At 68.3% G+C, this 12,416-nt stretch carries 10 protein-coding genes; 5 read left to right on the plus strand and 5 right to left on the minus strand.

Annotated elements, in window-relative coordinates; translation table 11 throughout:
* Positions 1-18 precede the first annotated feature (18 nt).
* Positions 19-990, minus strand: coding sequence for a CDF family Co(II)/Ni(II) efflux transporter DmeF (gene dmeF / locus ACTJJM_RS11125; protein WP_241874429.1), 972 nt, complete (start codon positions 988-990; stop codon positions 19-21).
* Positions 991-1,043: 53 nt separating this feature from the next.
* Here dmeF and ACTJJM_RS11130 point away from each other — a divergent pair, with 53 nt between their 5' ends.
* A complete protein-coding gene (locus tag ACTJJM_RS11130) occupies positions 1,044-1,328 on the plus strand; it encodes a metal-sensing transcriptional repressor (protein ID WP_010484160.1) in 285 nt (94 codons plus the stop codon).
* A gap of 95 nt (positions 1,329-1,423) precedes the next feature.
* On the opposite strand, the gene ACTJJM_RS11135 is transcribed toward ACTJJM_RS11130, so the two are convergent.
* Positions 1,424-1,798 carry a MerC family mercury resistance protein gene (locus tag ACTJJM_RS11135; RefSeq protein ID WP_043399871.1) on the minus strand — a complete coding sequence of 125 codons (375 nt, stop codon included), beginning with the start codon at positions 1,796-1,798 and terminating at the stop codon, positions 1,424-1,426.
* Between the two features lie 69 nt (positions 1,799-1,867).
* Between ACTJJM_RS11135 and ACTJJM_RS11140 the strand changes: the two genes are divergently transcribed.
* Positions 1,868-3,193 carry a GTP-binding protein gene (locus ACTJJM_RS11140; RefSeq protein WP_043399868.1) on the plus strand — a complete coding sequence of 442 codons (1,326 nt, stop codon included), beginning with the start codon at positions 1,868-1,870 and terminating at the stop codon, positions 3,191-3,193.
* 120 nt (positions 3,194-3,313) lie between these two features.
* Here ACTJJM_RS11140 and ACTJJM_RS11145 read toward each other — a convergent pair whose 3' ends face one another.
* Positions 3,314-4,921: an ATP-binding cassette domain-containing protein gene (locus tag ACTJJM_RS11145; protein ID WP_413410123.1), complete on the minus strand. Its 1,608-nt coding sequence runs from the start codon at positions 4,919-4,921 to the stop codon at positions 3,314-3,316.
* A 298-nt stretch (positions 4,922-5,219) separates the two neighbouring features.
* Complete coding sequence (locus tag ACTJJM_RS11150) at positions 5,220-6,119, minus strand: LysR family transcriptional regulator (RefSeq protein WP_010484156.1); 900 nt, start codon at positions 6,117-6,119, stop codon at positions 5,220-5,222.
* 228 nt (positions 6,120-6,347) lie between these two features.
* On the opposite strand from ACTJJM_RS11150, the gene ACTJJM_RS11155 reads away from it, so the two are divergent.
* Together ACTJJM_RS11155 and ACTJJM_RS11160 are read left to right on the plus strand one after the other, a co-directional pair.
* Positions 6,348-7,526, plus strand: coding sequence for a serine hydrolase domain-containing protein (locus ACTJJM_RS11155; protein ID WP_224328922.1), 1,179 nt, complete (start codon positions 6,348-6,350; stop codon positions 7,524-7,526).
* Positions 7,523-8,707, plus strand: coding sequence for an MFS transporter (locus tag ACTJJM_RS11160; protein ID WP_440865491.1), 1,185 nt, complete (start codon positions 7,523-7,525; stop codon positions 8,705-8,707). The genes ACTJJM_RS11155 and ACTJJM_RS11160 overlap by 4 nt, the downstream gene beginning before the upstream one ends.
* Positions 8,708-9,027: 320 nt before the next feature.
* Here ACTJJM_RS11160 and ACTJJM_RS11165 read toward each other — a convergent pair whose 3' ends face one another.
* Positions 9,028-10,644 (minus strand): EAL domain-containing protein, encoded by a 1,617-nt coding sequence (locus ACTJJM_RS11165; RefSeq protein ID WP_010484153.1) that lies wholly within the window; start codon positions 10,642-10,644, stop codon positions 9,028-9,030.
* Positions 10,645-10,874: 230 nt separating this feature from the next.
* Here ACTJJM_RS11165 and cycA point away from each other — a divergent pair, with 230 nt between their 5' ends.
* Positions 10,875-12,248, plus strand: coding sequence for a D-serine/D-alanine/glycine transporter (gene cycA, locus ACTJJM_RS11170; RefSeq protein ID WP_010484152.1), 1,374 nt, complete (start codon positions 10,875-10,877; stop codon positions 12,246-12,248).
* Positions 12,249-12,416 lie beyond the last annotated feature (168 nt).

Genomic DNA, 12,416 nt, shown 5'->3' on the forward strand with positions numbered 1-12,416 from the left:
GACCGCAGTCGCGCAGGATCAGCTGCGGTGTATCTCCACCGTCACGTGCACCAGCTCTTCGTGGATCGCCAGCGCGTTGCGCACGGTATCGGCATTCAGCGTGACGTCGCTGGTGACCACGCTGGCGCTGACCGCGTACTTGCCGCGACCGACCTGCCAGACGTGCAGGTCGGCCAGGCGTGCCGGCCACGGGCCCTGTTCGATCACTTCGCGTACTTCGGCCACCACTGGTGCGTCCATCTGCGCGTCGAGCAGGATGCGGCCGCTGTCGCGCAGCAGGCCCACTGCCCACACCGTGACCAGCACGGCGCCGACCAGGCCCATCACCGGGTCCAGCCAGGTCAGGCCCAGCAGTTTGCCGCCGAGCAGGGCGACGATGGCCAGCACCGAGGTGGCGGCGTCGGCCAGCACGTGCACGTAGGCCGAGCGCAGGTTGAGGTCGTGACCGTGCGCACGGCCGTGATCGTGGTGTTCGTGGTCATGCGCGTGATGATGGCCATGGTCATGCCCGTGGTGGTGATGCGCGTGGCCCGGGCTGTCGTGCAGCCACCATGCGCAGAGCAGGTTCACGCCCAGGCCCACCGCAGCGATGGCGATGGCTTCGTTGTAGTGGATCGGCGCCGGTACCCACAGCCGCTCCAGAGACTGCACGGCCATCAGCGCGGCGACGCCGAGCAGGGCGATGGCGCTCGTGTAGCCGGCCAGGATCTCGATCTTCCAGGTGCCAAAGGCGAAGCGCGGATCGTGCGCGTAGCGGCGCGCGCAGCGGTACGCGAACACCGAGAGGCCCAGCGCCAGCGCGTGCGAACTCATGTGCCAGCCATCGGCGAGCACGGCCATGGAGTTGAACCACCAGCCGCCGATGATCTCCACCAGCATCATGCCGACGGTGAGCCACAGGGCGCGGCGGGTATTGCGTTCGGCCAGCGGATTGCCGTCGTCGAAGCGGTGTTCGTGGCGGCGGGCGGCGGCGAGGGCGTCCAGGTGCATGGGGGGACCAAGGGGGGTAGAGTGGATACCCCCATAGGGTATAGGATCCAGTCATGGCCCATGTACACAAGAATCGAAAGCAGCTGCTGACCCGGGTGCGCCGTATCGCGGGTCAGGTGGCGGCGTTGGAGCAGGCGCTGGACAAGCCCGAGGGCGAGGCGGGCGACTGCGCGGACGTGCTGGTGCAGGTCGCCGCCGTGCGCGGTGCAGCCCACAGCCTGTTGATGGAGCTGCTGCACGAGCACCTGCAGGAACATGTGGTGGCTGCCGACGACCCGCAGCAGCGGGCGGACGAGGCCGCGGTGCTGGTCGAGCTGCTTCGCCGCTACGGCAAATAGGCCGAGGGGCGGTAGAGTCGACTGTTAGTCGACTGCTCTTCGCCCAGGCGGCATGAGATCCCGCGCTTCGCGCGAGAGTCGACTAACAGTCGACTCTACCCTGCGTGCCGGTGCCGTGCGTTCCAGATGTGCGTGGCGGCCAGCAGCAGGCTGCCGGCGACGGTCATCGGCGTTTCCCAATCATGCGTGGGCAGCGCCAGCGCGCCGGCCAGCAACAGGCCCAGACCGACGCCGGCGGTAGCCCAGGCCAGCACCGGTAGTGGGCGACGGCGCTCGGCCCGCCACAGTGCATAGCCGGTCAACGGCAGGGCGATGGCCACGAACAGCAGATGGACCCATTCCGCTTCGGCCCAGGTGCCGAACAGCGGCAGCGCGGCGGCAAGCAGGGGCAGCGCCAGGCAGTGCAGCAGGCACAGGCTGGACAGGGCGACCGCGCCGGCATCAAGCAGGGCGGCAGAAGGCGACTTCATCGGGGGAGTTTCCTTGCGCAACAATTGTTATACAGTAACATTTCCGTTCCGCAGCCAACCCGCTCCGACATGAACACTGTTTCCCGCGCCGACCGTCGCCTTCCGGTCACCGTGCTGTCCGGCTTCCTGGGGGCCGGCAAGACCACCCTGCTCAACCAGATCCTGCGCAACCGCGAGGGCCTGCGCGTGGCGGTCATCGTCAACGACATGAGCGAGGTCAACATCGACGCGCAGCTGGTGCGCGAAGGCGGTGCCGAACTGCGCCGCACCGAAGAGACGCTGGTGGAGTTCAGCAACGGCTGCATCTGCTGCACGCTGCGCGATGACCTGCTGCAGGAAGTGCGGCGCCTGGCCGATGCGGGCCGCTATGACTATCTGCTGATCGAATCGACGGGCATCGGCGAGCCGATGCCGGTGGCGGCCACCTTCGCGGTGCGCGACGAGCACGGCTTCAGCCTGAGTGACATCGCGCGGCTGGACACGATGGTGACAGTGGTCGACGGCAGCGCGTTCCTTGCCGACTTCGGCTCGACGTCGCGACTGGCTGAGCGCGGCCAGCAGGCCGGCCCGGAGGACGATCGCGGCGTGGTTGACCTGCTGTGCGAGCAGGTGGAGTTTGCCGACGTGATCGTGGTCAGCAAGGTGGACCAGGTGGATGACGAAGTGCTGCAGGACACGCTGGCCGTGCTGCGTGGCCTGAACCGCGACGCGAAGCTGCTGCTGTCCAGCTTCGGCAATGTGCCGCTGGCCGAGCTGCTGGATACCGGTCGCTTCGACATGGAGCGTGCGCAACGTGCGCCGGGCTGGGTGAAGGAACTGCGGGGCGAGCACACACCGGAAACCGAGGAGTACGGCATCGGTAGCTTCGTCTACCGCTCGCGACGTCCGTTCCATCCCGCGCGCTTCGCACGCGCGCTGCAGTCGGGGATGCCTGGCGTGATCCGCAGCAAGGGCTGGTTCTGGCTGGCCAACCGCATGGACTGGGTGGGCGAGCTGAACACCGTGGGTGCCGCGACGCGGACGCAGGCGGCGGGCTTCTGGTACGCCGCGCGCGATCGCGTGCGTGCGGGCATCGAGGACACCACACCGCTGTTGCCGCCGACACCGCTGCCGTACAGCGACCTGGGCTGGGCGCGCCAGCAGGCCGACTGCTGGAGCGCACCGTTGCCGGGGCTTGAGGAATTTCCGGACTCGGCCGCGTACACGGCGATGCAGCGGCTGTGGCACCCGTTGTGGGGGGATCGCCGCCAGGAGCTGGTGGTGATTGGCGTGCACATGGACGAGCGCGCCGTGCGCGCAGAGTTGGATGCCTGCCTGCTCAACGAACAGGAGCTGCGTGCGGGACCGCTGCTGTGGCAGCAGATGCCGCAGGCATTCCCGGTGTGGAAGCGTTGAGCTGCCGGTTCCTGTAGATCCACGCCATGCGTGGATGGCGGTTCAACCGGTCTTTGCCCGCCTTGTAGAGCCGAGCCCACGCTCGGCTGGCGGATCATTCCATCCACGCATGGCGTGGATCTACAAGGCGTCGCGCCATTGCCAGGCGTCGCCGGTGACCTGCAGCACCTGCGTCGGTCGCAATGCCTGCAGCAGGTGCCGGTCGTGGCTGACCATCACCAGCGCGCCCGGCCACGCCGCAAGCAGTTCCTCCAGCGCCTGCAATGCGCTCAGATCCAGCGCATTACCGGGTTCGTCCAGCAGCAACAGTTGGGGCGCGGGATCGGCATACAGCACGCTGGCCAGCGCACCCTTCACCCGCTCGCCATCACTGAGGCTGTGGGCCGCCCGCTGGATGCGCTGTGCATCCAGCCCGAGCAGGGCCAGCCGCGTGCGCAGCTCGCCTGGGTCCGCGCGCGGGTTGGCGGCCTGCACGGTGTCAAGGATGCTGCGCGCGCCGGACAGCCCCAGCAACTGCTGGTCGAGCAGGGCCAGTGGTGCATGCCGTTGCACGGTGCCACTGCATGCAGGCAGCTGGCCGGCCAACACACGCAGCAGGGTCGATTTGCCGCTGCCGTTGTCACCGACCACGGCGATGCGCTGCCCCCGGCGGATCTCCAGCTGCAGCGGGGCGCTGCAGCCATGTGGCAGCACCAGCGCCTCGGCCTCCAGCAGACGCGCGCTGCCACGCTCGCCCGCACCGGCAAACAGCGCCAGTTCCGGCGCCGCATGCACCGCAGATGCCGCTGCGCGCAGCTGCTCTGCGCTGGCCTGCAGGCGCTCGGCCTGCACCTGCTGTGCGCGGCCGTGGCTGGCCTCGGCGCGCTGCTTCTGCCGGCCGAGCAGGATCGGGGCCTGGTTGGCCTGCTTCGCATCACGATTGCCACGTGCCTGGCGCTGCTGCTGGCGTTCGTGTTGTTCGCGCGCGCTGCGTTGCTGCTGCCGGTGCTGTGCACGTGCATGGTCAAGCTGGGCGGCGGCGGCTTCACGTTCGGAGGCGCGCGCGTCGGCGTAGTGCTGCCACGGTCCGCCATAGCGATGCAGCCCGCGCGCATCGAGCTCGACGATCTGCTGCATGTGCGCCAGCAGTTCGCGATCATGACTGATCACCAGCAGGCCACCGCGCCACTGCTGCAACTGCTCGTACAGCTGTTGGCGATGGCGTGCATCGAGGTGGTTGCTGGGTTCGTCCAGGATCAGCCAATCGGCACCGCTGGCCCAGGCACCGGACAGCGCCACCTGCATGGCCTGGCCACCACTGAGGCGCGCGGCCGGCTGGGCCGGATCGAGGTCGTCGGGTAGCTGCAGCGTACGCCATTGCTGCTGCAGGCGTTCGCGCAGATCCCAGCGGTCGCCGACGCGGGCGAAGTCGGCCTCGTCCACGCTGCCGGCTTCGATGCGTTGCAGTGCGGCCAGTTCCGCGCCGACACCGGCCAGTTCACCGACCGTGCCGGCGGGGGGATAGCCGGGCGTCGGCAACAGGAACACGCGGCCACTGCCGCGAACCTGGCCGTTGTCGGGCAGCAGCCGGCCGGCCAGCAGGCGTGCGAGCACGCTCTTGCCGGCGCCATTGGCACCGACGAGGCCGGTGGCGACCGGTTCGAAGGAAAACGTCAGATCGGAAAACAGCGGGCGGCCGTCGGCCAATCGATACGACACGCGATCGAGCGTGAGGGAATGCGGGGTCATGCGACCTCCATGGATGCCGGGTTCTCCCCTGCGCGCAGGGGCGGGAAGAGTCAGGCCGTCTAGTGGGAAGACGGCGGCATCAATGGCGCATTGGTCGCGAGCCTCTTGGAGGAATGAGCGGCCAGTATAGCGGCAGTGGCTGAATGGTCGGGTGCGCGGCCGCCGGGCATGGCCCGGCGCTACCGATGGTCGGGCGGTTCTGTAGAGCCGAGCCGATGCTCGGCTTCCTTTCGCCGCGAGAAGCATCCACGCATGGCGTGGATCTACTGTGGGCCGGGCATGGGTGGATTGCTCGCGGCTACGGTACGGTACCCAGGCGGGCGCCGACGAAGTCGATGAACACCCGCAGCTTCGGCAGTACGTGTCGGCCCGACGGCCACAGCAGATGGAAGGTGCCGCAGGAATGCACGTGTTCGTCCAGCACGGTGACCAGGCGGCCGTCGGCCAGGGCATCGCGCACCGAGTGCACCGGCACGAAGGCCAGGCCGATATCGCGCAGTGCGAGCGCTACCCGCGCTTCGATGGTGTTGGCCACCATGTGCACCGGAAGCTCCTGCGGCGTTTCATCGTCGGGCCAGTGGATCGGCCACGGTTCCAGCTTGCCGGTGGTGGGGAAGCGATAGTGCAGCAGCGTGTGCTGCATCAAGCCTGCCGGCGTGCGCGGAACGCCGCAGCGCTGCAGGTAGCCCGGCGAGGCAACGACACGCCGCGGGAATACCCCCAGCCGGCGTGCATTCATCCGCGAGTCGCTGGGTTCGCCGACGCGCAGCACCGCATCGAAGCCCTCTTCGATGACATCAACCAGGCGGTCACTGAAGTCCAGGTCCAGGCGGATATCCGGATACGCCGCCATGAATTCGGCCATCAACGGCAGGGTGAGGTCGCCGACCAGGGGCAGGCTGATGCGCAGGGTGCCACGGGGCGAGGCGTGCGGTTGTGCCAGCTCGGTGCGTGCGGCATCGCGCTCGTCGAGGATGCGCCGGCAACGCGCCAGGAACAGCTGACCCTCGGCGGTGAGCGTGATGCTGCGCGTGCTGCGGTGGAACAGGCGCACGCCCAGTGCGTGCTCCAGCCGCGCCACGCACTTGCCCGCTGCCGAGGCGGATATGCCCTGCAGGCGCCCGGTCTCGACAAAGCTGCGGGTGTCGGCGGCATGCACGAAGGTCTGCAGGTTGGCGAGGTTGTCCAGGACTGACATGGGCGTGCGGGCAATGAAAGCGGCAGGGTAGGCCGGCGCGGCTGTAGCGGGCGGCCCCGCCATCGCAACACTGTGGTGCGGGGTGGCGTGGAGACCGTTGCGGCCTTGCGGTTCCGGCCATCATACCGATTGCGGACTACACGGTCCATGATGCCCGGAGCGGCAACCGGCTTTTTGCGCGGACGCCCGCTGCCTAACGTGGCGGCCTCTCCCCCACGGATCACCGCGATGAATGCCGCTCCTTCCTTCGAACCTGCGCCGACACTGCCTTCGGTGCAGCGGCTGCTGCAGCAGGTCCACCCGCAGCGCCTGGTCGGTGCGGTGGTGCTGGTGCGCGAGCACGGCGCGCTGCGCCATGCCAGCGCCACGGGCCTGGCGGATCGCGAGTCGGCCACGCCGATGCAGCGCGACCAGCTGTTCCGGCTGGCCTCGGTGAGCAAGCCGCTGCTGAGCACGGTGATCCTGGGCCTGGTGGCCGAGGGCGTGCTCGACCTGGATGCACCGGTGCAGCGCTGGCTGCGGGACTTCCGCCCGGCGCTGGCTGATGGCAGCACGCCAGCGATCAGCCTGCGCCAGCTGCTCAGCCACAGCAGCGGGCTGGGCTATCGCTTTCTCGAAGCCGATGCGAAGGGTCCCTACGCACGCGCTGGCGTCAGCGATGGCATGGACGCGAACCCGCTCTCTCTGGCCGACAACGTGCGCCGCATCGCGCAGGCACCCCTGCTGTTCGCGCCGGGCAGCCAGTGGCTGTACTCGCTGGGCGTGGACGTTGCCGGTGCCGTGGCTGAAGCAGCGACCGGTGAATCCCTGCAGGCACTGTTCGAGCGCTTGCTGGCCGCACCCCTGGGCCTGCGGGACACCGCCTTCGCTGCGCGCAACGCGGCACGGCTGGCCACGCCCTATGTGAGCGACACACCGCAGCCGCACCGCCTGCGCGAAGGCGAGGTGGTCGCTCCGTTCGAGGGTACCGTCGGCATCGAATACAGCCTCGCGCGCGCCACCGATGCCAGCCGTTTCCCCTCGGCCGGGGCAGGCCTGGTCGGTAGCGCCGATGAAGTGATGGCGGTGCTGGAGGCCTTGCGTGACGTGCAGCGTTCAGGCCTGTTGCCGCCCGCACTGGCAGCGGAGATGGCCAGCCCGCAGGTGGGTGAACAGGGGCCGCCGGAACCGGCCGGCTGGGGCTTCGGCCTTGGCTTTGCGGTGCTGCGCGATGCGGCCGCCAGCGGTACGCCGCAGAGCGCAGGCACATGGCGTTGGGGCGGCGCCTACGGGCACAGCTGGTTTGTCGATCCTGCGCGTGGGCTCAGCGTGGTGGCGCTGACCAACACCCTGTACGAAGGCATGGACGGTGCCTTCGTCGATGAGCTGCGCGATGCGGTCTATGCCGATCTGGAGACCGCGCGATGAGCGGCCATGCCATCGATACGGCTGGCCCGGCCGGTGAAGCCACGCGCCTACCGTGGGCGGGACTGCTGGCGCTGGCCGGTGGCGGCTTCATCACTCTGCTGACCGAGACCCTGCCGGCCGGCGTCCTGCGGCCGATGGGCGAAAGCCTCGGTGTGAACGACGCGGCGGTTGGCCAGCTGGTCAGCGTGTATGCGCTTGGCTCGGTGATGGCCGCACTGCCAATGACCGCACTGACCCAGCGCCTGCCGCGACGTCCCTTGCTGCTCGCCGCGATTGCCGGCTTCGTGGTGGTCAATACGCTGACTGCATTGAGCAGCAGCTACCCGCTGATCCTGGCCGCGCGCTTCCTGGCCGGCGTGAGCGGCGGGCTGCTGTGGTCGCTGGTGGCCGGCTACGCCGCGCGCATGGTGGTGCCCTCGCTGCAGGGTCGGGCAATCGCGGTGGCGATGGTCGGATCGCCGCTGGCACTGTCGCTGGGCGTACCGGCCGGCACGTTGCTGGGCCAGCAGATCGGCTGGCGCTGGGCATTCGCGCTGATGAGCGTGCTGGCAGTCGTGCTGCTGGCCTACGCGCGCTGGGCATTGCCCGCGTTGCCGGCGGCGGCGGCCGGTCAGCGTACGTCGTTGGCTACGGTGTGGCGCATGCCGGGCGTGCGCAGTGCGTTGGCGGTGATGGTGCTGTACGTGCTGGCGCACAACGTGCTCTACACCTACATCGAACCGCTGGCGGTGGAGGCCGGTGCCGGCCCGTGGCTGGACCGCCTGCTGCTGGCCTTCGGCCTGGCCGCCATCGCCGGCATCGGCATTGCCGGCTGGGGTGTGGACCGTCATCTGCGCACGCTGGTGTGGGCCGCGGTGATCGGCTTCATCGTGCCGGTGCTGACCCTGCTGCTGTGGCCGGGCGACGCGATCGCGCTGCTGCTGGCGACGATCCTGTGGGGCGTTGCCTTTGGCGCGGTACCTACGTTGTTCCAGACCGCATTGGCGCGGCGTGCCGGTGCCGCCGCGGATCTGGCGCAGTCGATGCTGGTGACCGGCTGGAACCTGGCCATTGCTGCCGGTGGCGTAGCAGGGGGTGTGCTGCTGCAGGCGGGCGGCCCGAACCAGTTGGGATGGCTGCCGTTGCTGCTGCTGTCGGTGAGCGTGGCGTGGTTGCTGGCACGGCCGAAGGCCTGGGCGTAGGCGGCGATCAGTGATGGCGCGGTGCCGGCCAGCGGCCGACACTACCGTGGTCCACGCCATCCACGCATGGCGTGGATACACCGAGCACAGCGACCCGCGTTTGCCTTTGCTTTTGCTTTCTTCTGTTGATTCCGTGGCGGGACGCCGCCGGAACCTGTCAGAGGCCGGGGCGGTCGGGTTCGCGGGGGTGTCCGCGGCATGGATGCTGCGGCCAAGCCCCCATGGACGGGTTTACGGCGTCCCCCGCGAACCCGACCGTCCCGGCCACCCCGGGGATAGCAGTACGCGACCCACCACGAGGGGCTCCGCCGTTCGCCGTCCTACTCCACTCCCTCACGCTCGATCGGCACGCTGCGCGGATTCTGCATGTGCTCCCGCGCCGCGCCATAGCGCTGCTGCCGCTTGTGATGGAACACCACGAACTCATCCCGTGGCAGCGGCCGCGAGAACAGCCAGCCCTGCGCGAACTCGACCTTGCGGGTATGCAGATACGCCAGCTGTGCCTCGGTTTCAACGCCCTCGGCCACCACCCACAGGCCCAGCTCCTTGGCCATGTCGATGATGTGCGGCGTCACCGGGCTGGTTGCACTCTCGGTGCCGATCGCATCGATGAACGACTTGTCGATCTTCAGCGCGTCCAGCGGCAGCTGTTCCAGGTACTGCAGGCTGGAGAAGCCGACGCCGAAATCGTCAATGGCCACGCTGTGCCCGGCCCGACGTGCCTGTGCCAGCATCGTGCGGGCGCGGTCCAGGTCGAGGAAGCCGCGCTCGGTGGCCTCCATCCAGATCTGCTGCGGCAGGATGCCGCTGCCGGCCATGTGCTTGGAGATCATCTTCAGCGCGCGGCCGCTGCTGATGTCTTCGGCGGCCAGGTTGATTGCGATGTGCGCGCTGCGGTCGGCCACCAGCAGCTCGCGCATGTCGCGCACCACGTTCTCGATCACCAGATCGGTGACCGCGCCGATCATGCCGGCCTCTTCGGCCAGCGGAATGAACAGGTCCGGCCGCACCTGGGTGCCATCCGGGCGCTGCCAGCGCACCAGCGCTTCGGCGCCGACGCAGATGCCGGTATCCAGTTCGATGATGGGCTGGTAGTGCAGGTACAGCTCGCGGCGGCGGATCGCCGTGGCCAGCTCGCCGCGCAGCGACAGGCGGCGACGCGACAGCCAGATCACCAGGCCGGCACCGACAGCGGCCAGCAGAACGCCGATGGGCACGAACAGCCACGCCTGCTGGCGGAAGGTCGCGGCGAGCGCGGTACGCGGTGTGGTCGCGATCGCCAGCCACTCTTCGTTGCGGGCGGTGGCGTACAGGGTGTTGTGGTCCAGGCCTTCACCAGGCGCGCGCAGCAGGGTCTCCAGCAATGCCGGATCCATGCCGTCCTGCCTGGCCAGGAGGCGGCCGTCCGGGCTGGCCAGGGCAAGGCGCACGTTCGGGTCGGCGATGACATCGACGAAGCGGCGCGGATCGACCAGCACGTCGTAGTTGCCATACAGGATCGACAGGACCTGGCGCCGTCCGCTTGCCTCGGGGCGCACATCCACGGCGATGCCGGCGCCATCACTGGTGACGTGGTCGGACTTGGGCTGGTTGACGTCGGACAGGAACGGCCCCCACGACGTACAGCGTAGCTTGCCACCCTCGAAGTAGCCCATCTGGTCGACCGACGGCGAGGTCATCACCAGCGTCTGCATGCGCCGGATATGGTCGGGCCCGCAGGCGTTGTGGGCGCCGACCTCGGCCGACTGCAGTGCCGCCAGTGCTTCCTGGTAGGACTGGTCGGCGCGGCGCAGGGCACGGCCGGCAATGTCGCGCAGGCGTTGCTGCTCGACGCTGACCGCACGGTCCCAGGTGGCATAGGCCATCACCGCGATCGGCACGGCCGCGGCCAGCAGCGCCAGTGCGGTGCCACCAATGATGACGCGCAGCCGGCTCATGGCCGGGGTTCCAGCGGGGCGGGCAGGGCAGGGCGCATGGTCGGGCCGATCCTTGGGCAGGTGCGGCTATCTGAGCATGGCGCCGGGCCGGGCGGAATGGGATGAATCCGGTATTTGGTCACATTGTGATGAAAGCGGCCAAGTTTGACGGGATTGGCTCATCCGGCGCTGGCGCTCCTGCCTGAGGAGGACTACCGTCGAACGCTTCGCCCGCCCTTTTGCCCGCGCCCATGACCGAGCCCGCAACGCCCCCCGAGCACCTGCGCCGCAGCCTGTCCAACCGCCACCTGCAGTTGATCGCCATTGGCGGTGCCATCGGCACCGGCCTGTTCATGGGGTCGGGCAAGACCATCAGCCTGGCCGGCCCGTCCATCGTCTTCGTCTACCTGATCATCGGCGCGATGCTGTTCTTCGTGATGCGCGCGATGGGCGAACTGTTGCTGTCCAACCTGCAGTACAAATCCTTCATCGATTTTTCCACCGATCTGCTCGGCCCCTGGGCCGGCTTCTTCTGTGGATGGACGTACTGGTTCTGCTGGATTGTCACCGCCATCGCCGATGTGATCGCCATTGCCGCCTACGCGCAGTTCTGGTTCCCCGGGCTTGAAGCCTGGAAACCGGCGCTGGCGTGCGTGATGCTGCTGCTGTCGTTGAACCTGGTGACGGTGAAGCTGTTCGGCGAGATGGAGTTCTGGTTCGCGCTGATCAAGATCGTGGCGATCTGCGCGCTGATCATCACCGGTGCCGGATTGGTGGCATGGGGCTTCACCTCGCCCAGTGGTCATACCGCGGCGCTGTCGAACCTGTGGAATGACGGCGGCATGTTCCCGATGGGCCTGGTCGGCTTCTTCGCCGGCTTCCAGATTGCAGTGTTCGCCTTCGTCGGCATCGAGCTGGTCGGCACCACGGCCGCCGAAACCGCCGACCCCGAGCGCAACCTGCCCAAGGCGATCAATTCGATTCCGGTGCGCATCATCATCTTCTACGTACTGGCGCTGATCGCGATCATGGCCGTCACCCCGTGGCGCCAGGTGGTGCCGGACAAGAGCCCGTTCGTGCAGCTGTTCGTGCTGGCTGGTATTCCGGCCGCGGCCAGCTTGATCAACTTCGTGGTGCTGACCTCTGCCACGTCCTCGGCCAACAGCGGGATCTTCTCCACCAGCCGCATGCTGTACGGCCTGGCTGAGGAAGGCCACGCACCGAGGGGGCTGTCGAAGTTGTCGCGCGCTGCAGTGCCGGCCCGCGGCCTGCTGTTCTCGTGCCTGTGCCTGCTCGGCGGCACCCTGCTGATCTACCTGATTCCAAACCTGGTGACCGCCTTCACCCTGGTGACGACGCTGGCGACGGTGCTGTTCATCTTCGTCTGGTCGTTGATCCTGGTGGCCTACATGGCCTATCGCCGCCGCTACCCGGAACGCCACGCTGCCTCGATCTTCAAGATGCCCGGCGGCGTCGCCATGTGCTGGGCCTGCCTGGTGTTCTTCGCCGCCGTGCTGGTGCTGCTGAGCCTGCAGGGCGACACCCGCCAGGCGCTGATCGCCAGCCCGGTGTGGTTCGTGCTGCTGGGCGTGGGGTATTGGGTGCGCCGCAGGACCGCGAAGTGATCCAGGTGTTCCGTCACATCGATTGATCCATCGTCTCCAGGCAGCTTCATCCACGCATGGCGTGGATCTACTGTCAGCCGCAGCAAACTGTCGAGGGCGGGTGGGTGTGGCCCGGCAGGACCGTTGGCGCCATGGATGGCGCCATCGAGCCCCCATGGATGGGTTTAC

The sequence above is a fragment of the Stenotrophomonas sp. 22692 genome, assembly GCF_052045015.1.
GTDB classification, from domain to species: Bacteria; Pseudomonadota; Gammaproteobacteria; order Xanthomonadales; family Xanthomonadaceae; genus Stenotrophomonas; species Stenotrophomonas geniculata.

Coding starts and splice junctions, on each gene's coding strand:
- ACTJJM_RS11145 (WP_413410123.1), bottom strand. CDS start 4,921: ATGACCCCGCATTCCCTCACGCTCGATCGCGTGTCGTATCGATTGGCC.
- ACTJJM_RS11135 (WP_043399871.1), bottom strand. CDS start 1,798: ATGAAGTCGCCTTCTGCCGCCCTGCTTGATGCCGGCGCGGTCGCCCTG.
- ACTJJM_RS11130 (WP_010484160.1), top strand. CDS start 1,044: ATGGCCCATGTACACAAGAATCGAAAGCAGCTGCTGACCCGGGTGCGC.
- ACTJJM_RS11155 (WP_224328922.1), top strand. CDS start 6,348: ATGAATGCCGCTCCTTCCTTCGAACCTGCGCCGACACTGCCTTCGGTG.
- ACTJJM_RS11165 (WP_010484153.1), bottom strand. CDS start 10,644: ATGAGCCGGCTGCGCGTCATCATTGGTGGCACCGCACTGGCGCTGCTG.
- ACTJJM_RS11150 (WP_010484156.1), bottom strand. CDS start 6,119: ATGTCAGTCCTGGACAACCTCGCCAACCTGCAGACCTTCGTGCATGCC.
- ACTJJM_RS11160 (WP_440865491.1), top strand. CDS start 7,523: ATGAGCGGCCATGCCATCGATACGGCTGGCCCGGCCGGTGAAGCCACG.
- dmeF (WP_241874429.1), bottom strand. CDS start 990: ATGCACCTGGACGCCCTCGCCGCCGCCCGCCGCCACGAACACCGCTTC.
- ACTJJM_RS11140 (WP_043399868.1), top strand. CDS start 1,868: ATGAACACTGTTTCCCGCGCCGACCGTCGCCTTCCGGTCACCGTGCTG.
- cycA (WP_010484152.1), top strand. CDS start 10,875: ATGACCGAGCCCGCAACGCCCCCCGAGCACCTGCGCCGCAGCCTGTCC.